This is a genomic window from Micromonospora globbae (assembly GCF_036184225.1).
GTDB classification, from domain to species: Bacteria; Actinomycetota; Actinomycetes; order Mycobacteriales; family Micromonosporaceae; genus Micromonospora; species Micromonospora globbae.
In genome coordinates, this window is the sequence record NZ_CP108084.1 from 4,894,342 (window position 1) to 4,916,210 (window position 21,869).

Below are 21,869 nucleotides of genomic sequence, written 5' to 3' on the forward strand. Positions count from 1 at the left end.
TCGAGGAGCTGCTGCGCGTCATGGCGCCGCAGGTCCTCGGCCTGCTCGTCCGCCGGCACGGCCAGTTCGACCTCTGCGAGGACGCGGTCCAGGAGGCGCTGCTCGCCGCCGCCCTCCAGTGGCCGGAGCAGGGGGTGCCGGACAACCCCCGCGCATGGCTGCTCACCGTGGCCACCCGGCGGCTCACCGACGAGTGGCGCAGCGAGCGCGCCCGGCGGGACCGCGAGGTCGCGGTGGCCGTACGCGAGCCGGCGGCGGTGGCGCCCCCGGCGGACGCGGAGCCCCCGGTCGGCGACGACACGCTGCGCCTGCTGTTCCTGTGCTGCCACCCCGCGCTGGCCCGGTCGGCGCAGGTGGCGCTGACCCTGCGTGCCGTGGGTGGCCTCAGCACGGCGCAGATCGCCCGGGCGTACCTGGTCCCCGAGGCGACGATGAGCCAGCGGATCCGGCGGGCCAAGCAGCGGATCGAGGCGACGGGGGCGCGGTTCACCATGCCGTCGCCGGCCGAGCGGGACCAGCGGCTGGGCGCCGTGCTCCAGGTGCTCTACCTGATCTTCAACGAGGGGTACACGGCCTCCAGCGGGCCCGACCTGCACCGCGCCGAACTGACCGGCGAGGCCATCCGGTTGACCCGGATGCTGCACACACTCCTCCCCCACGAGGGCGAGGTGAGCGGACTGCTCGCGCTCATGCTGCTCACCGACGCGCACCGGGCCGCCCGGGTCGGGCCGGGCGGGGAACTGGTGCCCCTGGCCGAGCAGGACCGCACCCTGTGGGACGCGGCCGCCATCGAGGAGGGCGTCGCCCTCGTCACCGAATCGCTGACCTGGTCGGCGCCCGGCCCGTACCAGCTCCAGGCGGCGATCGCCGCGGTCCACGCGGAGGCGCCCTCGGCCGCCGAAACCGACTGGCCGCAGATCCTCGCGCTCTACCGGCTGCTCGCGAGGATCGCGCCCAACCCGATGGTCACCCTGAACCAGGCGGTCGCGGTGGCCATGGTGGACGGTCCCCGGGCGGGGCTCGCCCTGCTCGCACCGCTCGCCGAGGACGCGCGTACGGCCGGGCACCACCGGGTCGACGCCGTCCGCGCCCACCTGCTGGAGCTGGCCGGCGAGCCCGGGCCGGCGCGGAAGGCGTACCTGGCCGCGGCGCGGGCCACCACGAGCCTCCCCGAACAGCGCTACCTCGAACTGCGGGCCGCCCGGCTCGCCGCCGAAGCGACGGCGGCCGATCCATGAGTACGGTGACCAGCTACGTGGCCGTGCGGCGCTGACCGGTCGTGCCCGGCGGCCGGAGATGCCGGCCGGCCGCACCTGCCGGCGCCGGGCCGTCGCAGGCTGGGCCGGACGTGCCTGCGTCCGGCGCCGGAGGTGGCGCCGCACGTGCCGGCGCCCGGCCGTCGGACGGGGGACGCCCGGGAGCCGGCACCGGCTCAGGAGGTGAGATCCACCGCGGGGCACCGGGTGCCCCGGGCCGGTGCCACGCCGCCGACGAGGTACCGGTCCACGACCGCTTCCATGCAGGGGCTCGTCGTGTAGCTGCCGTGTCCCGAACCCTCGTACGTCACGAGCACACCGTGCCGGCCGAGCTGCCGCGCGACGTTGGTCGCCCACTCGTAGCCGCTGGCCGGGTCGTGCCGGGTGGCGGCCAGCAGCAACGGCACGTCGGTGCGTACCTTCAGGCGGTGCTGCGGGTTCGCGACCGTCGGCGTGCCCAGGCAGGTCGAGACCGCGAAGACCGCCTGCGGATACCGCAGGTCGGGGGCGAGGCGGGTGAGCCGGCGCAGGTGCTTCGCGTACTCCCGGTGGTCGCGCACCGGCAGCGACCAGTCCTGGCAGAAGACCGCGAAGGGGTACGGGGTGGCCTGGTCCTCTGCACCGGTCACGGGCGCCGCCGGGTGAGCCGCCGTCGCGGCGGACGCCACCGGGGCGACGGCGGCGGCCGGGGAGGCCGGGACGACGGCGGCGGCCAGGGAGGCCGGGGCGACGGCGGCGGCCGGGGCGGTCGCCATGGTGGCGATGTCGTCGGCGAGCCCGGGCCAGTCCGGGCCGTAGAGCGCCCGTTGCGCGAGCCGGCTGAGCAGGTACGGCGTCAGCCGCGTTCCGGGCCGGTCGGGGTCGGTGAGGTCACCGCGCTCGGCGCGGGCCCGCAGGCCCGCCCAGACCTCACGGACGTCCTGCCCGTGCAGGGCGCACCGGGTGGCCGCCGCGCACCAGGCCACGAACTCGTCGAACGAGTCCTGGGCGGCGACGGCCTGGGTGTCCAGGAAGGACCGGGTGCCGAGGCTGTGGTCGACCACGCTCTCCAGCACCATGGCGCGTACCCGGTGGGGGAACAGCTCGGCGTACTGGAGCCCGAGCAGCGTGCCGTACGAGCTGCCGTGGAAGGTCAGCCGGGATTCCCCCAGCGCGGCCCGGACGGCGTCCAGGTCCCGCGCCGCGCTCCGGGTGTCGACGTGGTCGAAGAGCGGGCCGGTCCGGGCGCGGCAGTCGGCCCGCAGCAGCGCGTTGTTCTCGATCGTGGCCGCGAACTGCGCCTGGTCGGCGATCACGTGCGGCTGTGCGGCGAGCAGGTCGGTGGCGCACCGGACGGGGTTGCTGCCGCCGACGCCGCGCGGGTCGAAACTGACGATGTCGAAGCGACGCCGCAGGTCGTCGCTGAAGCGGTGCATGCCGGTCAGCACTCGCTGCACACCGCTGTCGCCCGGCCCTCCCGGACCGAACACCAGCGAGCCGACCCGGGCCGCCGGGTCCGTGGCGGCGCGCCGGGCCAGCGCCAGCGTGAACCGCTCACCGTCCGGCTCGTCCCAGTCGACCGGCAACGACAGCGTCCCGCACTCGGCGGTCGGGTCCGCCGCACAGGGCTGCCAGGAGATCGTCCACTCGCGGTGCGGTCCGGCCGCCTGTGCCGCCGGCGCGGCGGGGCCGACCAGCGCGACGGCCGTCGCGGCCACCGCCGCCCAGCCGGCGAATCTGCGTGTCCACATGCCGAGGGAAGCTAGCCGCGTCGATCCATGGTGCACAGAGCCGCCGGCGCGGTCGAGGGGGAAGTGGGGGTTGGCACCCAGGGGTGGCGGACGTGCGTCACGGGGCCACCTCAGGGACGCGTCCTCAGGGGCGGCACTCCCGCATGAGGGTGGCCGGGATCCTCGTGAAGGTGCTGTCCAGCCATGCGGCCGGGCGCTGGGCGCGGGCGCCCGCGTCGATCCGGTCCGCGGTGTCACCGAGCAGCGCCCGGACCTCCTGGTCCTGCGCGCGGCGGGCCTGTGCGCGTACGTCGTCGGCGAGGTCGCCGAGGGTCCGCCGGAGCTGGGCGCTGATCTGCTCGCCGGTCAGCTCGCGCTCGGTCGCCGCGGTCGAGTCCGCGGCGATCTTCCGGCTGGCGGCGATGACGAGCCGGTCGACGGCCTGACACACCTCGACGGTGTTGGCCGCCGTGACCGGTGAGGGGCTGGTGGTGGGCGTCGACGCGGCACCGGTCGTGGGCGCGGCGGGTGTGGTGGGTGCGGGTCCGCCCGTCTCCGTCCCGGACGTCTGGCAGCCGGTGAGCAGCGCCAGCGCGGCCGCCGCGGCGGCCCACCGGACGATCGACGTGGGCTGGGACATGCTGTCTCCCGTTCCGTGGTCGGCGTCCCCGTCCGCGCGTCACCCCGACCTGCCAAACGATCGCGCGGTGGGCCGGGACACGCGGGGGCGGGACGGCGGCGCGCCGGGCCGGTGGTCACCGGCCCGGCGCGCGTACGCCGATGTGTCAGCTCTTGAAGGCGTCCTTGACCTTCTCGCCGGCCTGCTTGAGGTTCGCGGCCGTCTGGTCGTTGCGGCCCTCGGCCTCCAGCCGCTCGTCGTCGGTGGCGCGGCCCGCGTGCTCCTTGACCTTGCCGGCCGCGTCCTCCGCCGCATTGTTGATCTTGTCGTCGATGCCCATGGGATCCCCTTCCTGACGTCGCTACGACCGGGTTACCCGGCCGCCCACCCGCTCAACCCCACCCCACCGACCGCGCCCACCCCACCGACCGCCCCCCGACCGCGACGATCATGAGGTTGACGGGGGTTTCGGAGATCGAACACCCCGCCAACCTCATGATCATCGGTGAGCCGGGCCGGGCCGGGGCGGGTCGGGGCGGGCCGGGCGGTGGCGCGGGCGGGCGGCGGCGGTCAGCTGGGGTCCAGCGGGCGGAACCGGCGGAGGCGGAGACTGTTGGCCACCACGAAGACCGAGGACAGGGCCATCGTGGCCCCGGCGATCATAGGGTTGAGCAGCCCGGCCGCCGCGAGCGGCAGGGCCGCCACGTTGTAGCCGAACGCCCAGAACAGGTTCCCCCGGATCGTGTTCAACGTGCGCCGGGCCAGCCGGATGGCGTCCGCCGCCACGGTGAGGTCGCCCCGGACCAGGGTGAGGTCCGACGCCTCGATGGCCACGTCGGTGCCGGTCCCCATGGCGAGGCCCAGGTCGGCCTGGGCCAGCGCGGCCGCGTCGTTGACGCCGTCACCGACCATCGCGACGGTCCGTCCCTCGCGCTGCAGGCGGGCGACGACGTCCACCTTGTCGGCCGGGAGCACCTCGGCGATCACCTCGTCGATGCCGACCTCGGCGGCCACCGCGCGGGCGACGGTGGCGTTGTCGCCGGTCAGCAGGACGGGGCGGAGTCCGAGCTCGCGCAGCCGGGCCACGGCGAGCGCACTGGTCGGCTTGACCACGTCGGCCACCGCGAGGACGCCCCGCGCCCGGCCGTCCCAGCCGGCCAGCACAGCCGTACGCCCGGCGGCCTCCGCGTCGGTCACGGCCCGCTCCACCTCCGCGGGTACGTCGAACCCGCGCTCGCGCAGCAGCCGCAGCCGGCCGACCAGCACGGCGCGCCCCTCCACGGTGCCGGTCACGCCGAGCCCTTCGACGTTGGCGAAGTCGGTGACCGGCGGAAGCGTGCCGGCCTCGGCGGCGCCGGTGGCGACCGCCCGGGCGATCGGGTGCTCGGACGCCGCCTCGAGCGCGCCGGCCAGGCGGAGCAGGTCGGCCGGGTCCGTGCCCTCGGCGGGCCGTACGTCGACGAGGGTCATCCGGCCCGTGGTCACGGTGCCGGTCTTGTCCAGCACCACCGTGTCGACCTTCCGGGTGCTCTCCAGCACCTCCGGCCCCTTGATCAGGATGCCGAGCTGGGCGCCGCGCCCGGTGCCGACCAGCAGCGCGGTCGGCGTGGCGAGGCCGAGCGCGCACGGGCAGGCGATGATCAGCACGGCCACCGCCGCGGTGAACGCGGCGGTCGGCCCGGCCCCGGTGCCGAGCCACCAGCCCAGCGTGCCGACGGCCAGGGCGATGACGATCGGGACGAACACGCCGGAGATCCGGTCGGCGAGCCGCTGCACGGCCGCCTTGCCGCTCTGGGCCTGCTCGACCAGGCGCGCCATCTGGGCGAGCTGGGTGTCGGCGCCCACCCGGGTCGCCGAGACGACCAGCCGGCCGCCGGCGTTGACCGTGGCGCCCACGACGGCGTCGCCGGGGCCGACCTCGACCGGTACGGACTCGCCGGTCAGCATGCTCGCGTCGACCGCCGACGTGCCCTCCTCCACCACTCCGTCGGTGGCGATCTTCTCCCCCGGCCGGACCACGAACCGGTCCCCGACGGCGAGCTGGTCGACCGGGATGCGGGTCTCCGCCCCGCCGCGCAGCACGGCGACGTCCCGGGCGCCGAGTTCGAGCAGGGCGCGCAGCGCCGCTCCGGCCGTCCGCTTCGAGCGGGCCTCGAAGTAGCGGCCGGCGAGGATGAACGTGGTCACGCCCGCGGCGGCCTCCAGGTAGATGTTCCCGGCGCCGTCGGAGCGGGTGATGTCGAAACGGAAGGGGTGCGTCATCCCGGGCATCCCCGCGTCGCCCAGGAAGAGCGCCCAGAGTGACCAGCCGAACGCGGCGAGGGTGCCGACCGAGACCAGGGTGTCCATGGTCGCGGCGCCGTGCCGCAGGTTGACGAGCGCGGCCCGGTGGAACGGCAGGCCACCCCAGACCACCACCGGAGCGGCCAGGGTCAGGGACAGCCACTGCCAGTAGTCGAACTGCCAGGCGGGCACCATGGCCAGCACGATCACGGGTACGGTCAGCGCCACCGACGCCCACAGCCGCGTCCGCAGCCCGCGCAGCTCGTCGACCGGCGCCTCGGCGGCCGGCTCGGCCGCCGAGGCGGGCGGCGGGGGCAGCTTCGCCGTGTAGCCGGTCTTCTCGACGGTGGCGATCAGGTCGTCCGGGGTGACGTCGTCGGCGTACCGGACGGTGGCCTTCTCGGTCGCGTAGTTGACCGACGCGGAGACGCCGTCCATCCGGTTGAGCTTCTTCTCGATGCGGGCGGCGCAGGAGGCGCAGGTCATCCCGCCGATGGACAGTTCGATGAGGTTCGGCGCCGTCGGCAGCGGGCTGCTGCTGGTGGTGGTCATCACGGCTCCTGTCAGTTGTGCCCGTGGCCGGGTTCGCCGTGCGTGGCGGTGCCGGTCGGGGCGGGTGCGGCGGTCGCCGCCGCGGTGCCGGCCACCACGGTGAACTCCGCGGTGCGCACCGTCCCGCCGTGCTTGAAGTCGAGGTAGAGCCGGTAGGCGCCGGCGGACGGCACCTCGGCCAGGAACCTGACGGCCGGCCCGGGCGGGGTCCGCCCGTCGCCGGGCGCGCCCTCCGGGTGCACGTGCAGGTACGCGAGGTCGCCCTGGCGCAGCGCCACCAGGTGGCCGTACGCGCCGAGGTAGGGCTCCAGGTCGGTGACCGGCACGCCGTCCCGGCTGACGGTGAGGGTCAACTCCGTCGTCCGGCCCGGCTGCGGGTCGCCGGCCAGCGTGACCGTGTAGCCGTCGACCGTGGTGCTGGTCGCCGGGGCGGGCAGCGGCCGGGCGGTGAGCGGGCCCGGCACGGTCACGTCGACACCGAGGGTCAGGGGTTCGCCACCGGTCGGGGTGAAGTCGGCGAACGCCCGCCACACCCCGGGGCCGTCGAGCGGCGAGGCGACCCGCCAGGTGCCGTCCGACCCGAGGTCGGGGTGCACGTGCCGGAAGCCGGAGAGGTCGCGCCGCGCCACGATCAGGTGCATGCGCTTGTCGTGCGCCACGTCGTACGCCGTGACGGGCCGTCCGTCGGGCCCGAGGACGCGGAAGGCGAACTCGCCCGCCGGGGCGGCGACCGGCGTGAGGGTGTAACCACGGTCGGAGACGAGAAGGCCCGCCGGCAGGTGCGGGCCCTCGGTGCCGTGCCCGGCGCCGTGCTCGCTGTCGGTGCCGTGCGCGCTGTCGGCGCCGGTGCCGTGCCCGGCCTCCTCGGCGCCGTCGTGGCGGGATTCGGCGGTGGGGGTGACGGGGCCGGCCACCTGGCCGACCCCGTACGCCGCGCCGAACACCGCCGCCAGGCCGAGGGCGAAGCCGCTCAGCTTCATCGCGGTGTTCATCTGAGGTACCTCGATCTGCGTCGGGCGCCGGTCACTCGCCGACGAGGTCGTATCCGGCCTCGTCGACGGCGGCGCGAACGGAAGCGGTGTCCAGCGGCTTGTCGCTGGTGACGGTGACCTGGCCGGTCGCCAGGTCGACCCGGACGTCGCTGACGCCCTGGATGGCGCCGACCTCGGCGCTGACCGCGCTCACGCAGTGCCCGCACGTCATGCCCTGCACCTGGTACGTCGTGGTGACCATCGGACCTCTCCTTCCCTTGCCCAGCATATACCCCCCTGGGGTAATTGCCGGACAGACTGCTCCCCTGTCGGTGCACCGGTACCCCGTGGGGGTATCGGCCACGTGGTCACCGTAGCATACCCCCCAGGGGTACGCTATCCTTGTCGACATGACCACACCGACCCCGACCCGCGGGTACACCGCCAGCAAGGACCAGTTGCTCGCACGGCTGCGCCGCATCGAGGGACAGGTGCGCGGCGTCGAGAAGATGGTCGAGGACGACCGCTACTGCATCGACGTGCTCACCCAGATCTCCGCCGTCCAGGCCGCGCTCGACAAGGTCGCCCTGGGGCTGCTCGACGGGCACGCCCGGCACTGCATGCACGAGGGGGCGGCCGAGGGCCGCGCCGACGAGATGGCCACCGAGATGATGGCCGCCGTCGGTCGCCTCATGAAGCGCGGCTGAATCCCCGGCCCCCACCCGGCGACCGTCCGGCCCGGCGGTTACCCTCACGGCCCAGCCCCGCCGGGCCGTCGGTACTGAACCGATCGTCCCGCCGGCACGTATCCCGCCCCGGACTCGTTGGGAGATTCGTATGGGCGCCGACCATTCCCGTCCCGCACCGCCCGCCCCGCGCCGGGTGCGGCGGATCCTCGTGGCGGCGGTGGTCCCCCTCGTCCTCGGCACCCTGGTCGCCGCTCTGCTGCTCTGGCCCCGCGACGCCCCGACGCCGGCCGACGTCAGCGACCCGGCCCGCTACCACGGCACGGTGACCCGCGTGGTGAGCGAGGCCTGCCCGGCCCTGCCGGAGACGCCGGAGGAGGCGCCCGGCGCCCGGCCGCAGCGGTGCGGCACGGTGAGCGTACGGGTGGAGGACGGCCCGGCCGCCGGGCAGGAGGTCGTCACGCCGATGCCCGACGGGCCGGGTGCGCCGGTCGTCGAGGCCGGCGACGAGGTCGTCCTGGTGGAGCTGACCGATCCGGCCGACCCGGCCTCGGTGACCTGGAACATCGCCGAGCACCAGCGCGGCATGCCGCTGATCTGGCTGGCGCTGGTCTTCGCCGCCGCCATCGTCGTGTTCGGCCGGTGGCGGGGCCTCGCGGCGCTCGCCGGCCTGGCCGCGAGCTTCGCCATCCTGCTGACGTTCGTGCTCCCCGGCATCAGCGCCGGCCGCCCGCCGCTGCTGGTGGCGGTGGTCGGCGCCGCGCTGATCATGTTCGTGGTGCTCTACCTGACGCACGGCGTCACGGCGCAGACCTCGGTGGCGGTGCTGGGCACGCTGGGCAGCCTGGTGCTCACCGGCGTGCTCGGCGTGGTGGCCACCGCCGCCACCCACCTCACCGGCTTCGGCAGCGAGGACGCCACGACCCTGTCGATGTTCCAGGCCGACGTGGACCTGCACGGCCTGCTGCTGGCCGGCATCATCATCGGCTCGCTGGGCGTGCTCGACGACGTCACGGTCACCCAGGCCGCCACCGTCACGGAGCTGGCCCACGCGAACCCGGGGCTGTCCCGGCTCCAGCTCTACCGCGCCGCGACGCGGGTCGGCCGGGCGCACATCGCGTCCACCGTGAACACCATCGTGCTCGCGTACGCCGGCGCCTCCCTGCCGTTGCTGCTCCTGCTCACCGCCGATTCGCGTCCGGTGAGCCAGATCCTCACGAGCGAGTTCCTGGCCCAGGAGATCGTCCGCAGCGCGGTGGCCACGCTCGGCCTGATCGCCGCCGTACCGCTCACCACCGGGCTGGCCGCGGTCGTCACGACCGCCGGACGCGGCAGGCCGGCCGCCGACGGCGGTACGGACACCACGCCGGACCCCACCGCGAACGCACACCCCGCGCCCGCCACCCCGGCCACCCGGCGTCCCGCGCACGACCGGGCGGACGTCCTGCGGGCCCTCGGCGCGGACGGCTCCGACCCGACCGCATCCCCCGCCGGCCGTCGCGGCTGGCCCGACCCGGACAGGAGCACGGACAGCGCATGGTGACACTCCTCAACGTGACCAAGTGGGCTGGAAGGCCTGACGACTGGGTCACTCGTTACCCAGCGCTATGGCGAAATGACGCTTTTAGCGGGCATCGGGACGTAGATCCCCAGGAGGGCTCTCGGGTAACCTCGCTGCCGGTCACCGCCGAAGGCGCGCAGCGGCGCCTGCGGTGCCACCGCCCAATCGCCATCCGGCGAGCCGGGAACCCAGGTACGTGGGGTGAATCCGCGCCAGCGGTAGGGGCCACTTCCGCCCCGAACCCGTCAGCTAACCCGGTCGGCGGTCGACGGAAGGGAAGACTGTGACGGCACCCCTACGCCGCTGGTTGACACCCGTGGTGGCCGTGTTCGCCGCGCTGACCGTGCTCGCCGGGCCCCTCCCGGTGTCCGCCGCGCCCAAGCCGGCAACGCCGTCCGGCCACGAGGACGACGATCCACCCCTGCTCAACGAGGTCATCGAGACGACCAACCGCAACTACAGCGCCGCCAAGGCCAAGCTGGCCAAGTCCGAGAAGCGCCAGCTGGAGCTGAGCCTGGAGGTCAAGCGGGCCGAGGCCGAGCTGCAGGCGCTGGCGCCGCAGGTCAGCGAGATCGCGGCACAGTCGTACCGCACGGGCCGGATCGGCGCGGTCGCCATGCTCCTGTCGAGCAACAGCCCCAACACCTTCGTCGAGCGGGCCACCGGCCTCGACGAGCTCAACATGGTGAACGCCCAGAAGCTCGCCCAGATCAACGAGATCAAGCGCCGCGCCGAGCTGGCCAAGCTCGCGATCGACGCCGAGGTCCGCGAGCAGCAGAAGCAGACCGCCATCATGGCGAAGCAGAAGCGGGAGGCCGAGAAGGCCCTCGCCCTCGTCGGCGGCAAGGGCTTCACCGGCGGCCTGGTCTCCGCCACCTCGCCGGTGGCCCGGATCGGCCCCGGGCGCACCGCCGACGGCGACTGGAAGCCCGAGTCCTGCAGCGAGCCCGACCCCACCACCTCGGGGTGCGTCACCCCGCGCACGCTGCACGCGTACAAGGAGGTCAAGCGGGCCGGCTTCAACCGCTTCGTCGGCTGCTACCGGCCCGGCGGGCCCTGGGAGCACCCGAAGGGCCGGGCCTGCGACTGGTCGCTGCAGAAGAGCGGCTTCTCGCCGTGGCACAACAACGACACCCGGATGTACGGCAACAACCTGGCGGCCTTCCTGATCCGCAACGCCGACCGGCTCGGCATCTACTACGTGATCTGGAACCGGCAGATCTGGTTCCCGGCGACCGGCTGGAAGTCGTACAGCGGGCCGTCCAACCACACCGACCACGTCCACATGTCACTGCTGTAGCGACGGCACGCCGAAAGGGCCGCCCCGCACCGGGGCGGCCCTTTTCGCGTACGGTCTCCCGTGGCTCTGCGGGCCCTGCGCGCACGGCCTCCTGCGGCGCCGCGCTCGGCGGCCTGGCCTTCGGTCGCCGGGGACGCCTCAGCCGCGTACGCCGGCCGCCGGGCCGACCCCGCCGAGCGCCGCGGGCGCGGCGGCGACCTGGCGGACCTCACCGGCGGCGAGCCGGTACGACATGCCCACCACCCCGCACCGCCCGGCCACGACCTCGGCGGCCAGGACGGGCGAGCTGTCGAGCAGCGCCTCGACGGTCTGCGCGATGTGGATGTCGACGATTCCGTTGATGTCGTCCACGCCGTCGGCGGCGGCCCTGCGGAGGCTCGGCACCACGGCGTCCACCACCGCACCGAGGTGACCGGCGGGCGGCGTGCCGGTGGCGACGGCCTCCCGCGCCGCCTGCACGGCCCCGCACGAGTCGTGGCCGAGCACCACCACCAACGGCGTTCCCAGGACGGTGACGGCGTACTCGACGCTGCCGAGCACCTCCGGCCCGGTGGTGTGTCCGGCCGTCCGGACCACGAACAGGTCGCCGAGCCCCCGGTCGAAGATGATCTCGGCGGCGAGGCGTGAGTCGGAGCAGCCGACGATCACCGCGAACGGGTGCTGCTGCTCGGCGACGGCGGCTCGCCGGCCGGCGTCCTGGTTGGGGTGGCGCGGGGCGCCGGTGACGAAGCGGCGGTTGCCGTCGAGCAGCTCGGCGAGCGCCTGCTCGGGACCGATGGCCGGGGGCAGGTCCGTCTCCGGCCCGCCCGGCCCGCGCTGGGCGTCCGGCTGCACCACGGTCGATTCCGCTCCGCTCATCCCCGCACCTCGATCCCCCACCTGATCGATCCGCCCACCCGGATCCCGACTCCGGTCCAACGGTCACACCGCCCTCAAGACACGTCAAGGGATACGTGATTTGCATTTCAGGTGTCCCCCATCCCCCATCCCCACGGCTAGCCCCCGCCCCCGCCCCCGCGCTGGCCCCGCCCCCGCTCCGGCCCCGCCTTCGCCCCGATGATCATGAGGTTGTTGTCGCGACACGCCGATGCGGCTGACAACAACTTCATGATCAACGCGCCGGGAGGTGGGGGCACCTACGATGACGGCCATGGCGACGACCGGGAGCGGGTACGGGAGCCCCCGAAACTGGACCTTCCTCACCAATCACGGGCACGTGCTGCTCGCCATCGCCCGCAACCCCACCGCCCGCCTCCGTGACCTGGCCGACGAGGTCGGGGTCACCGAGCGGGCCGCGCAGGCGATCGTCGCCGACCTGGAGGCGGGCGGTTACCTGAGCCGGACCCGGGTGGGTCGCCGCAACGAGTACACGCTCAACCCGGCCGGGCGGTTCCGGCACCCGGCGGAGGCGGACCAACAGGTGGGTGCCCTGCTCGCCCTCTTCACCGACGTGCCCGACCGCCCCGACGGCGACACCGATGTCGGAGAGTCGGTCACCGACCGCTCCGCCGCGACTGGCGACCCCACCGGCCCCTCCGCCGTCACCGGCGATGCCGCCACCACCGACGGCCCCACCGGCCCCTCCGCCGCCACCGGCGATGCGGCCGACACCTCGACGGCCTGAACGTGGACCACCGCAGCCGACCGCGCCCCCGCACCACTACCGCGCCCCCGCACCGCTGCGGCGCTCCCGTCACCGCGCCGTCCCTCCGGCGGCGGTAGTCTCACCGCGTGCGCGAGAGCTTGCGGCTGGACGGGAGCGATGTGCCGCGTCACACCGGACGCGGCCTTCGGGCCGTCCTGTGTGGAGCGGTCAGTGTCCTGCTCGGCACCGCGGTCGTGCCGCCGTCACCCGCCGTGGCGGCACCGACGTGCGGCCCGGCCGGCGAGGCGGCGCCGAGCGCGGAACCGTGGGGGCTGCGGCGGCTCGAACCGTCCTCGGTGTGGCACCTCACCCGCGGTGCCGGGGTGACCGTCGCCGTCATCGACTCCGGCGTATCGGCCACCCACCCGCTGCTGAAGGGGCAGGTCCGCGAGGGCGCCGACTTCAACGGCCTCCCGTCGAGCAAGGGCCAGTGCGACCTAGTGGGGCACGGCACGATGGTGGCCGGCATCATCGCCGGGAAGGCGGACACCGGGGTTCCGTTCAACGGTGTCGCACCGGAGGCCCGGATCCTGCCGATCCGGGTGTTGGCGGAGCGCCGCGCACCGAACGACGAGGCGCTGCCGGGTGAGATCGCCCAGGCGATCCGCTGGGCGGTCGACCACGACGCCGATGTCATCAATCTGTCCCTGGTGACCCTGCCCCGCCCGCAGCTCGCCTCCGCCGTCGACTACGCCCTGAGTCGGGGGGTCGTCGTGGTGGCCGCCTCCGGTAACCGGGAGGAGCAGCAGCAGGACTATCTGGCCTACCCGGCCGCCTACCCGGGGGTCATCGCCGTCGCCGGCATGGACGAGCAGGGTGCGCACGTCGGCAGCTCCGTGAGCGGCGACTACGTCGACATCGCCGCACCCGGGCTCAACATCCTGGGCCCGGCACCGCGCGGCTCGGGCTACGTCCTCGAGCCGCAGGGCGGCACCAGCTTCGCCGCCGCGTACGTCTCCGGCGTGGCCGCGCTCGTCCGCGCCGCCCACCCGGATCTCACGCCTCAGCAGGTGGCCGACCGGCTGATCAAGACGGCGGACAACCCGCCGGAGGGCCACAACGCCGAGGTCGGCTACGGCATGGTGAACCCCTATCGGGCGGTGACGGCGCTGCTCGGCACCCGCACGAACCCGCCGGTGGGGGCCATGCCGGCACCCGCCGCGCCGGAGGATCCGTTGGGCTGGCAGCGGGTCGTCGCCGTCTGGGTGGCGGCGGTCGGGGCGCTGCTCGCCGCCGTGCTGCTCACGGTGAGGCCGATCCTGGCCCGCGGCCGGAGCCGCGGCTGGCGTCCGGGCCGGCGCCCCACCGAGACCGGGCCCTCCGCCGCCGGCTGACGACGCAGGTACGCGTCGCCCTGCCGGCCCCGTTACGGCCGCGGACGCGACCTGCCGTACGGGTCGCCGCTGGCCGGCGTGCTCCCAAGCCGCGCGTGACGCGCCACAACGACCCGCCGTACGCCCGCTGGCCGGCGTGCTCGCAGCCCCGCGAAACAGCCACAACGACCCGCCGTACGCCCTCTGGCCGGCGTGCTCGCCGGCCCCGCGTGGCGGCGGCAACGACCTGCGGTACGGCCGCTGCGTCCGCCCTGTCCTAGCAGCGGCGACGGCCCTGGCAGCCCCGGCGGCCCTTGAACGGCCCGTGAACGCGGACGGCTCCGGCCCGGCAGAGCCGGACCGGAGCCGTGCAGACCGTCGGTCAGAGCCTGCGGCCGCCGCCGCCACTCCAGACCTTGGAGTTGCTCATCTCGGTGGTGACGTAGTTCTCGCGGGCGATGCCGACCGCGCCACCGATCTCGTTGAGGATGCGGTTGATGTCGCGCACCGCCGCGTCCCACTGGGCCTGGTGCTGCTCGTACGCGACCCGGTCCTCGCCCTCCCACTGGAGCTTGCTCAGCATCTGGCGGAGCGTGTCCAGCTTCTCGTCGATCGTCCGCGAGATCGTCTGCATCTGCTGGTTGGCGCTCTCGAGGACCGCGTAGTCAACCTTGATCGTCACGACTTCCTCCTCTGCTCCTGGATTCGGGTCACGGGTTGAGGGCAGAGTGGAACTTGTCCAGCATCTGCTGCTGCTCTTCGTCGTTGACCTGGTGCGTCGTCCCCGACTGGTCGAGCAGGTCGGCGATGTTGTCCATCGCCGTCAACAGCTTCGCCGTGTCCTCGTTCCAGCGCGTCATCAGGTTCTGGAAGCCCGTGGACGCCGCGCCCTTCCAGGCCATGGCCAGATCGTCCACGACGTTCCACAGCTTCTTCAGCTCGCCGTCGACCTCGCTGCGCGTGGACCGCACGTCACTCGCGGCGGTATGTAGGGTCGCAGCTTCGACCTCGAACGCCATGCTTCACACCCTTCCGTCATCTTGTGGCGGCGGATCTGCCGCGCCCTCCCCCGCGGCAAGGCGAAACACCCCACCGACGGACACTCCTGAGAGAACCGTAGCGGACCGGCTCCAGCGCGCGCAGCCCCGGTCCTACGGAAATCAATGGGTTTGCGCCATTCCCCTCTCACCATCTGGCGCAAAGTGCTTTCTACCAGCGCGTGTGCGACCCGCCACAGTGGATCATCTCCCCTACGTCGGCTCGGACCACGCGGTCTGGATGAGCTGCTGGCCGTCACGCCGGCGTACGAGCGTGCCCCGGCCCGGCGGCTGCGGGCTCGGCCGCAACGTGCCGAAGACGGCGCCCTCCTCCCGGTTGCCGGACATCAGCAGACCCGGCGAGTCCAGCTCGCGCAGGCGTTGCAGGACCGGCTCGTAGAGCGCGCGGGCGACGCCACCCACCCGCCGGGTGATGATGAGGTGCAACCCGATGTCGCGCGCCTGCGGCAGCAGCTCGTGCAGGGCGCTGAGCGGGTTGTTGCCGCCGCTGGCCACCAGGTCGTAGTCGTCGACCAGGATGTAGAGGTCCGGGCCCTTCCACCAGCTGCGGTCGCGCAGCTGGGCGGTGGTCACGTCCGGGCCGGGCAGCCGGTTGGACAGCGCGCTGCGGATGGAGGCCAGGCCCTGCGCGAAGACCTGGTTCGACGGCGCGTAGTCGAGGAGGTGGTCCCCCTCCACGGCGCCGAGCAGACCGCGCCGGTAGTCGGCGATCACCAGACGGGCCTCGGCCGGCGTGTACCGCTCCACGATCCCGCGGGCGATCAGCCGGAGCAGGTTGGTCTTGCCGCACTCGGAGTCGCCGAAGACGGTCAGGTGCGGCTCGTTGACCAGGTCGAGGTAGACCGGCGCCAGCGCCGACTCGTTGACCCCGATCGGGAGGCCGGGCACCGACCGGTCGGCGATCCGGAGAAGCTCGCTCACGGGAAGCTTGCGGGGCAGCAGCCGGACCTTGGGCGCGGGGCGGCCGGGCCAGTTCTCCGCCACGTGCCGGGCCAGCGCGGCCGACGCCTCGGTGAGGTCGTCGATGTCCCGCCGGCCGTCGATCCGCGAGATCGCCGCGAGGAAGTGCAGCTTGTCGCGGGTCATACCCCGGCCCGGGGAGCCCACCGGCACGTTCTGCGCGGTCCGCCGGTCGATCTCCGACTCCGACGGGTCACCGAGGCGCAGCTCCAGCTTGGTGCCGAGCAGGTCCCGCATGTTGATCCGGATCTCCGCCCAGCGGACGGCGGTGATCACGACGTGGACGCCGAAGCCCAGCCCGCGGTTGGCCAGGTTGGTGATGGTCTGCTCGAGTTCCTCGTACTCCTGGCGCAGCGTGTTCCAGCCGTCCACCACGAGGAAGACGTCACCGAACGGGTCGTCGGCGAACTCGCCCGCCGCGCGGCGCCGGCGGTAGCTGGCCACCGAGTCGATGCCGTGCTGGGCGAACCGGGCCTCCCGGTCGTCCAGGATGGCCACCACCTCGGCGACCGTACGGCGGACCGCCTCGACGTCACGCCGCCCGGCCACGCCGGACATGTGCGGCAGCGCCTCCAGGCTGCGCAGGGCGCCACCGCCGAAGTCCAGGCAGAAGAACTGCACCTCGCGCGGCGTGTGGGTGAGCGCCAGCGAGGCGAGCATCGAGCGCAGCATGGTGCTCTTGCCGCTCAGCGACGCACCCACGATGACGACGTTGCCGCCCGCGCCGGCCAGGTCCACCATCATCGGGTCGCGGCGCTGCTCGTACGGGCGGTCGACGATGCCGACGGGCACGGCGAGCCGGCCCCGGCCGGGCCAGTTCGCGCAGAGGCCGAACTCGGGATGAACGGCCAGCGGCGGCAGCAGCTCGGCCAGGCCGGGCGGGTCGGCCAGCGGCGGCAACCAGACCTGGTGCGCCGGGCGGCCCCGGCCCTTGAGCCGGTCGATGAGCACGTCCAGCATCGCCACGGCCTTGCCGTCGGCCGGCTCCTCCGGCTCCGGCAGGGTCTCGACCGCCACCTGCGGGGTCTGCACGGGGACGAAGTTCACCCCGTACGGCACGATCCGGCGCTGCACCAGCGCCTGGGAGCGGGACTTCTGCTGCCCCGGCGCCCGGTACGGCCCGGAGACGTACGCGGCCCGGAACCGCAGCATGGTGCTGGTGTCCGTCTTCAGGTAGCCGTGGCCGGGCGCGCTCGGCAGCTCGTACGCGTCGGGCACGCCGAGCACGATCCGGCTCTCCACGGCCGAGAAGGTGCGCAGACCGATCCGGTACGACAGGTGGGTGTCCAGGCCGCGCAGCTTGCCCTCCTCCAGCCGCTGGCTGGCCAGCAGCAGGTGCACGCCGAGCGACCGGCCCAGCCGGCCGATCATCACGAAGAGGTCGATGAAGTCGGGCTTCGCGGCGAGCAGCTCGCTGAACTCGTCACAGATGATGAGCAGGCTGGGCATCGGTTCGAGCGGCTCACCGGCGGCCCGGGCCTTCTCGTACTCGAAGCGGGAGATGTAGTTGCCCGCAGCCCGCAGCACCTCCTGCCGGCGGTTCATCTCACCGGCCAGGGCGTCACGCATACGGTCGACCAGGGGCAGCTCGTCGGCCAGGTTGGTGATCACCGCGCTGGTGTGCGGCAGCGCCTCCAGGGACGCGAACGTCGCGCCGCCCTTGAAGTCGACCAGGACGAAGTTCAGCTCCTCCGAGGAGTGGGTGACCGCCAGTGCGGCCACCACCGTACGCAGCAGCTCGCTCTTGCCCGAACCGGTCGCGCCGATCACCAGGCCGTGCGGGCCCATGCCCTCGTGCGCGGACTCCTTGAAGTCCAGCTCGACCACGCTGCCGTCCGGCCCCACGCCGAGCGGGATGCGCAGCCGCTCGCGGTGGCTCCGCGGCCGCCACGTCTGCTGCACGTCCACGGCGGCGGCGTCGCCCACGCCGAGCAGGTCGGGCAGTTCCATGCTGCGGGCCAGCGGCTCCTCGGAGGTGGCCTGCTGCTGCGAGAGCCGGTACGGCGCGATCTGCCGGGCGAGCCCCTCGGCCGCCGCCGCGCCCAGCCGGTCCGGCCTGCCCAGCCGCGTCGAGGAGGTGCCCCGGATCAGTTCGAGGGAACTGCCGTCGCCCGTGTCGAGGCAGAGCAGCCAGCGGCCCGCGTCCCGGGGCACGGCGCCGGAGAGGTCGAAGACCGTGGTGCCCAGCAGGCCCGGACCGGTCAGGTGGCAGGTGGGCGACACCTCGCCGCCGTCGAGCACCACCACGACGTGCGGTGCCGTCGTCAGGGGCTTCGCCTCGGGCGCGAAGCGGGGCCGGCTGGTCAGCGTCTCGCCCAACGCCTCCTCGGCCTCGGCGAGGCTCGCGTACACCAGCCGCCGGGCGCCCGCGGCGTCCGTCCGCGCGGGGTGCTGCGCGTGCGGCAGCCACTTCACCCAGTCCCAGTCCGGCTGCCGGTCCGGCGCCGCGACCACCACGATGACCAGGTCGTCCGGTGCGTGGAACGTGGCGAGCTGCCCCAGCGCGGCGCGGGTCAGGTCGAGCACCGGCTCCCGGTCGCCGCGCAGCGCCACCCGGCTGAACGACCGCACCGACAGCGCCGTGGGCAGGTCGGGCACCGTGGAGTGCGCGCGGACGAACCGGCGCAGCGCGATGGCGCTCATCGGCTCCAGGTCCTCCACCGGCTTGGTCTCCGGTGGAACGATCTCCACGGCCAGCCGCTGCGGGCCCAGGGCGATCCGCGTGTCGCCGAAGTCGTCGTCGGTGATCCGACGCTCCCACAACCGTCGCGACGCCGCGATCGACCAGAGCGCGTCCGGCTCCGGGTGCCGCCACGCCATCGCCTCCCGCTGCTGCTCGGCGGCGCGCCGGGTCCGCTTGCGCATCTGCGCCAGGTAGCGCATGTAGTCGCGGCGGTTCGCGTTCAGCTCGGCCTTGTCGGTGCCGCCGTTGGCCAGCGAGCCGATCGCCATGCCGAGCATGGAGACACCGAAGAGGCCACCCGCGACGTACGTCATCATGCCGCCGCCGCGGCCGGCGTAGAGGAACGCCATCGCGCCGACGCCGCAGACCATGGGCAGGATCATCAGCAGCTGGCCGAGCCCGCGCGGTGTCGGTTCGGGGAGTTCCGGTGGGGACTCCAGCAGCACCTCGCCCCGCGGCAGGGCCGGCCCCGGCTGACGCGGGAGCCGGCGGAACACCACCGTGCTCACGGCTGTCTCCTCCCCAGAAGCGGCCCTGACGAAGGTCCGCGACGTGCCGGACCCGTCGGGTGGGCATCGTACGTGGCTGCCATCGTAGGTAATCTCCCGTGGGCGTCGCGGACCCGTGGTCGACGCCCGGGCCGGGGATCGTACGGAGAGCACGAGGAGGCCACAGTGGCGACGAAGACGGCTACCGGCGGTCTCAGCCGGATCACTATCGTGGCTCCCCGCACGCGCATGGATCTCGCGCTGCCGTCCGACGTACCCCTCGCCGACCTGCTGCCGACGCTGCTGCGTTACGCCGGTGAGGACCTCGCCGACGAGGGCGTACGGCATGGTGGCTGGAGCCTCGCGCGGCTCGGCGGGCAACCGTTGGACGGCGGCCGCACCGTCGCCCAGCTCGGCATCCGCGACGGCGAGGTGCTCTACTTCAACCCGCGCGCGGCGGCCGCGCCCGAGGTCGTCTTCGACGACGTGGTGGACGCGGTCGCGACGGCCACCAACCGGCGGGCCGGCGCCTGGCAGGTGGGTACCACCCGGTCGTTCGCCGTGCTCTTCGCGGCGGCGGCGCTCGGCGCCGGCGCGGTGGCCGCGCTCTTCGCCGGCCCGCCCCAGCTGCCCGGTGCGCTGGCCGCCCTGCTGATCGCGGTGGCGCTGCTCGTGAGCGCCGCGGTGCTCTCCCGCGCCGCGGGCGACAGCCGGACGGGCGCGGTGCTGGCCACGGTCGGTCTGGGGTACGCGGCCGTCGGTGGTCTGCTGCTGCTGGCCGGTGACCGGCGGCTGTCCGAACTCGCGAGCCCGCACGTCCTGCTCGCCGCCACGGCGGTGGTGATCTTCGCGGCGGTGGCGGCGCTGGCCGTCGGCGACCGGCTGCCCCTGTTCCTCGGTGCCACGGCGGTCGGCGCGGCCACCGGTCTGGGCGCCGTGCTCTGCCTCGTGTTCGGCATCGGCCCGGCGGCCGCGGCGGCGGTGCTGGCCGCGGTGGCGTTCGGCACCGTGCCCGCGCTGCCGATGGCGTCCTACCGGCTGGCCCGGCTTCCCGTGCCCTCCATCCCCACCGGGCCGGACGACCTGAAGACCGACAACGAGTCGGTCGACGGGCGGCGGGTTCTGCAGCTCAGCGAGCGGGCCGACGAGTTCCTCACGGGTCTGCTGTGGACGGTGTCGCTCGTGGTGCTCGGCGCGCAGGTCGTGCTCGCCCTCAACGGGCGGCTCCCGGCCGTGCTGCTCTGCCTCGTGCTCGCCCTGCTGGCGCTGCTGCGGGCGCGGCCGTTCCTCAGCCGCGCGCAGCGCACGCCGGTGCTGTTCACGGGCACCGTCGGCCTCGGCCTGACCGCGGCGGCCACCTTCGCCGACGGTGGGATGCCGCTGCGGCTCGGCCTGATCGTCGGCGGCCTGCTGGTGGCCGCCGTGATCAGCCTGATCTACGGCCTCACGGTGGCCGGCAAGCGCATCTCGCCGGTCTGGGGCCGGCTGCTGGACATCGTCGAGATCCTGCTGATCATCGCGCTGGTGCCGTTGGCCGTCTGGGTCCTCGGCCTCTACGGCTGGATCGTCAACCTGCGGCCCTGACCGACCCGGTCCCGTCGACGAGCGCCCCGGCCGGGGTGGCCGCCCAGACGCCCGGCCCGTGCTGGCCGTCCAGCGGCCGGGCCGGGGCGCCGGAGCGCCGCGCCACGTCCCGGACCACCTTCACCAGCGCCTCGACGTGACCGTCCATGGCGGCCACCCGCAGCAGCGGGGTCGGGGCCCGGCCGGGCAGCACCACGGCGGCCACGGTGTGCGAGGGCGCCGAGGTAGCCGTCACCGCGTCGACCACGGGACCGAGCGGCGCGTCGGGCCGGACCCGCAGGGCCAGGCAGCGGTGGGTCCAGCCGCCGCCGCGCAGCCCGGTCCACGTCTCGACCGGCGCCTCGGGCGTGAGGTCCAGGCCGGCCGCCGAGACCACCGCGGCGCGCAACTCGTCACGGCTGAGCGCCCGGTGCGGGAGGCCGGCGGCGTTCAGTGCCTTGCCCAGCCGCCCGATCCCGGCGGTGAGGGTGCGGTGCACGCCGGCCAGGCCACCGCCGCGGGCGACGGCCTCCGCACGGGCGTCCCGCACGGACAGCCGCAGCGCCACCCACACGGTCCGGTGCGCGGCCGGCGGCGCGCCGGGCGCCGGGTACCAGACCAGGGTGTGCGAGACCACCTGGGCGAGGGTGACGGGCGCGGTGAACTCGCTGAGGACCCGCAGGGCCCGGTCCACCACCGAGGACTCCACGGAGCCGGCCGGCGCGCCGGCACGGCCGTGCAGCGCCACGGCGGCGAACCAGCCGTGCTCGTCCTGGCCGATGCCGAGCCGGGTGCCCCGGTCGGTCAGCTCGATGACGGACAGCTGCGGGGCGAGCGACACCAGCCGCGGGTCGCTCCCGCCGCCGGCGGACAGGGCGGCCCGTGCCCGCTCCCGCCGCTCGCGCAGCCGGCGGCGCAGCAGGACGTCCTCGTACCACCAGCGGCCGCCGCGCCGGGCGAACACCGCCACCAGGACGGCCAGCGCCACGGCGGTCACGACACCGAGCACCCACGCCGGCCCGCTCAGCGCGGCCCAGACGGCCACCGCGCAGAGTTCCACCGCCACCAGCTGGCCCACCACCAGCGGCCCGACGCGCCCGCGGCGGCGCTGGTCGGGAGCGGCGGCGGGCCGTTCCGGTACGGCGGACGGTTCGGCGGCCGTACGCGCGGGTGGCGCCTGTAGCTGCGTCATCGCTGACTGTCCCTCCTGCACGGTGCGGTC

At 74.3% G+C, this 21,869-nt stretch carries 17 protein-coding genes, 1 pseudogene and 1 riboswitch; of the genes and pseudogenes, 7 read left to right on the forward strand and 11 right to left on the reverse strand.

Going from position 1 to position 21,869, the window contains the following annotated elements; all coding sequences use genetic code 11:
* Positions 1 to 20 precede the first annotated feature (20 nt).
* Positions 21 to 1,238 carry an RNA polymerase sigma factor gene (locus OG994_RS22040; RefSeq protein WP_328853763.1) on the forward strand — a complete coding sequence of 406 codons (1,218 nt, stop codon included), beginning with the start codon at positions 21 to 23 and terminating at the stop codon, positions 1,236 to 1,238.
* Between the two features lie 194 nt (positions 1,239 to 1,432).
* Here OG994_RS22040 and OG994_RS22045 read toward each other — a convergent pair whose 3' ends face one another.
* The 6 genes from OG994_RS22045 to OG994_RS22070 form a co-directional block, all read right to left on the reverse strand.
* A complete protein-coding gene (locus OG994_RS22045; RefSeq protein ID WP_328850837.1) occupies positions 1,433 to 2,986 on the reverse strand; it encodes an alpha/beta hydrolase in 1,554 nt (517 codons plus the stop codon).
* Positions 2,987 to 3,110: 124 nt separating this feature from the next.
* The gene (locus OG994_RS22050; RefSeq protein ID WP_120327818.1) at positions 3,111 to 3,605 is read right to left on the reverse strand and encodes a hypothetical protein; all 495 of its coding nucleotides are present in this window, start codon (positions 3,603 to 3,605) and stop codon (positions 3,111 to 3,113) included.
* A 145-nt stretch (positions 3,606 to 3,750) separates the two neighbouring features.
* Complete coding sequence (locus OG994_RS22055; protein ID WP_328850838.1) at positions 3,751 to 3,924, reverse strand: CsbD family protein; 174 nt, start codon at positions 3,922 to 3,924, stop codon at positions 3,751 to 3,753.
* A 230-nt stretch (positions 3,925 to 4,154) separates the two neighbouring features.
* Entirely contained in the window at positions 4,155 to 6,419 is a 2,265-nt protein-coding gene (locus tag OG994_RS22060; protein WP_328850839.1) for a heavy metal translocating P-type ATPase, read from the reverse strand.
* An 11-nt stretch (positions 6,420 to 6,430) separates the two neighbouring features.
* A complete protein-coding gene (locus tag OG994_RS22065; RefSeq protein ID WP_328850840.1) occupies positions 6,431 to 7,411 on the reverse strand; it encodes a hypothetical protein in 981 nt (326 codons plus the stop codon).
* Positions 7,412 to 7,442: 31 nt separating this feature from the next.
* Positions 7,443 to 7,652, reverse strand: coding sequence for a heavy-metal-associated domain-containing protein (locus OG994_RS22070; protein WP_120327822.1), 210 nt, complete (start codon positions 7,650 to 7,652; stop codon positions 7,443 to 7,445).
* A 148-nt stretch (positions 7,653 to 7,800) separates the two neighbouring features.
* On the opposite strand from OG994_RS22070, the gene OG994_RS22075 reads away from it, so the two are divergent.
* The 3 genes from OG994_RS22075 to OG994_RS22085 all read left to right on the forward strand — a co-directional run bounded on the left by OG994_RS22075 (position 7,801) and on the right by OG994_RS22085 (position 10,937).
* Positions 7,801 to 8,097 (forward strand): metal-sensitive transcriptional regulator, encoded by a 297-nt coding sequence (locus tag OG994_RS22075; RefSeq protein ID WP_120327823.1) that lies wholly within the window; start codon positions 7,801 to 7,803, stop codon positions 8,095 to 8,097.
* 130 nt (positions 8,098 to 8,227) lie between these two features.
* A complete protein-coding gene (locus OG994_RS22080) occupies positions 8,228 to 9,619 on the forward strand; it encodes a YibE/F family protein (protein WP_328850841.1) in 1,392 nt (463 codons plus the stop codon).
* 166 nt (positions 9,620 to 9,785) lie between these two features.
* Positions 9,786 to 9,916: riboswitch (cyclic di-AMP (ydaO/yuaA leader) on the forward strand.
* A 4-nt stretch (positions 9,917 to 9,920) separates the two neighbouring features.
* Positions 9,921 to 10,937 carry a coiled-coil domain-containing protein gene (locus OG994_RS22085; protein WP_120327825.1) on the forward strand — a complete coding sequence of 339 codons (1,017 nt, stop codon included), beginning with the start codon at positions 9,921 to 9,923 and terminating at the stop codon, positions 10,935 to 10,937.
* 138 nt (positions 10,938 to 11,075) lie between these two features.
* On the opposite strand, the gene OG994_RS22090 is transcribed toward OG994_RS22085, so the two are convergent.
* A complete protein-coding gene (locus OG994_RS22090) occupies positions 11,076 to 11,795 on the reverse strand; it encodes a carbonic anhydrase (protein WP_192902104.1) in 720 nt (239 codons plus the stop codon).
* A 283-nt stretch (positions 11,796 to 12,078) separates the two neighbouring features.
* On the opposite strand from OG994_RS22090, the pseudogene OG994_RS22095 reads away from it, so the two are divergent.
* Together OG994_RS22095 and mycP are read left to right on the forward strand one after the other, a co-directional pair.
* Positions 12,079 to 12,396, forward strand: a pseudogene (locus OG994_RS22095) (helix-turn-helix transcriptional regulator); the annotation flags it as partial.
* A 272-nt stretch (positions 12,397 to 12,668) separates the two neighbouring features.
* On the forward strand, positions 12,669 to 13,916 hold the full coding sequence (gene mycP, locus OG994_RS22100; protein WP_240032859.1) for a type VII secretion-associated serine protease mycosin: 1,248 nt from the start codon (positions 12,669 to 12,671) through the stop codon (positions 13,914 to 13,916).
* A gap of 361 nt (positions 13,917 to 14,277) precedes the next feature.
* Here the strand turns inward: mycP and OG994_RS22105 are convergent, their stop codons facing one another.
* The 3 genes from OG994_RS22105 to eccCa form a co-directional block, all read right to left on the reverse strand.
* Positions 14,278 to 14,577, reverse strand: coding sequence for a WXG100 family type VII secretion target (locus tag OG994_RS22105; RefSeq protein WP_120327826.1), 300 nt, complete (start codon positions 14,575 to 14,577; stop codon positions 14,278 to 14,280).
* Positions 14,578 to 14,605: 28 nt separating this feature from the next.
* Positions 14,606 to 14,914, reverse strand: coding sequence for a WXG100 family type VII secretion target (locus OG994_RS22110; protein WP_328850842.1), 309 nt, complete (start codon positions 14,912 to 14,914; stop codon positions 14,606 to 14,608).
* 231 nt (positions 14,915 to 15,145) lie between these two features.
* Positions 15,146 to 19,105: a type VII secretion protein EccCa gene (eccCa, locus tag OG994_RS22115; RefSeq protein WP_328850843.1), complete on the reverse strand. Its 3,960-nt coding sequence runs from the start codon at positions 19,103 to 19,105 to the stop codon at positions 15,146 to 15,148.
* A gap of 165 nt (positions 19,106 to 19,270) precedes the next feature.
* Here eccCa and eccD point away from each other — a divergent pair, with 165 nt between their 5' ends.
* Positions 19,271 to 20,668 carry a type VII secretion integral membrane protein EccD gene (gene eccD, locus OG994_RS22120; protein WP_328850844.1) on the forward strand — a complete coding sequence of 466 codons (1,398 nt, stop codon included), beginning with the start codon at positions 19,271 to 19,273 and terminating at the stop codon, positions 20,666 to 20,668.
* On the opposite strand, the gene OG994_RS22125 is transcribed toward eccD, so the two are convergent.
* The gene (locus OG994_RS22125; RefSeq protein ID WP_120327830.1) at positions 20,652 to 21,839 is read right to left on the reverse strand and encodes a type VII secretion protein EccE; all 1,188 of its coding nucleotides are present in this window, start codon (positions 21,837 to 21,839) and stop codon (positions 20,652 to 20,654) included. The genes eccD and OG994_RS22125 overlap by 17 nt on opposite strands.
* Between the last annotated feature and the right edge of the window lie 30 nt (positions 21,840 to 21,869).

Coding starts and splice junctions, on each gene's coding strand:
- OG994_RS22110 (WP_328850842.1), bottom strand. CDS start 14,914: ATGGCGTTCGAGGTCGAAGCTGCGACCCTACATACCGCCGCGAGTGAC.
- OG994_RS22090 (WP_192902104.1), bottom strand. CDS start 11,795: ATGAGCGGAGCGGAATCGACCGTGGTGCAGCCGGACGCCCAGCGCGGG.
- OG994_RS22075 (WP_120327823.1), top strand. CDS start 7,801: ATGACCACACCGACCCCGACCCGCGGGTACACCGCCAGCAAGGACCAG.
- OG994_RS22060 (WP_328850839.1), bottom strand. CDS start 6,419: ATGACCACCACCAGCAGCAGCCCGCTGCCGACGGCGCCGAACCTCATC.
- OG994_RS22055 (WP_328850838.1), bottom strand. CDS start 3,924: ATGGGCATCGACGACAAGATCAACAATGCGGCGGAGGACGCGGCCGGC.
- OG994_RS22080 (WP_328850841.1), top strand. CDS start 8,228: ATGGGCGCCGACCATTCCCGTCCCGCACCGCCCGCCCCGCGCCGGGTG.
- OG994_RS22050 (WP_120327818.1), bottom strand. CDS start 3,605: ATGTCCCAGCCCACGTCGATCGTCCGGTGGGCCGCCGCGGCGGCCGCG.
- OG994_RS22045 (WP_328850837.1), bottom strand. CDS start 2,986: ATGTGGACACGCAGATTCGCCGGCTGGGCGGCGGTGGCCGCGACGGCC.
- OG994_RS22070 (WP_120327822.1), bottom strand. CDS start 7,652: ATGGTCACCACGACGTACCAGGTGCAGGGCATGACGTGCGGGCACTGC.
- OG994_RS22065 (WP_328850840.1), bottom strand. CDS start 7,411: ATGAACACCGCGATGAAGCTGAGCGGCTTCGCCCTCGGCCTGGCGGCG.
- OG994_RS22040 (WP_328853763.1), top strand. CDS start 21: ATGGCGCCGCAGGTCCTCGGCCTGCTCGTCCGCCGGCACGGCCAGTTC.
- OG994_RS22125 (WP_120327830.1), bottom strand. CDS start 21,839: ATGACGCAGCTACAGGCGCCACCCGCGCGTACGGCCGCCGAACCGTCC.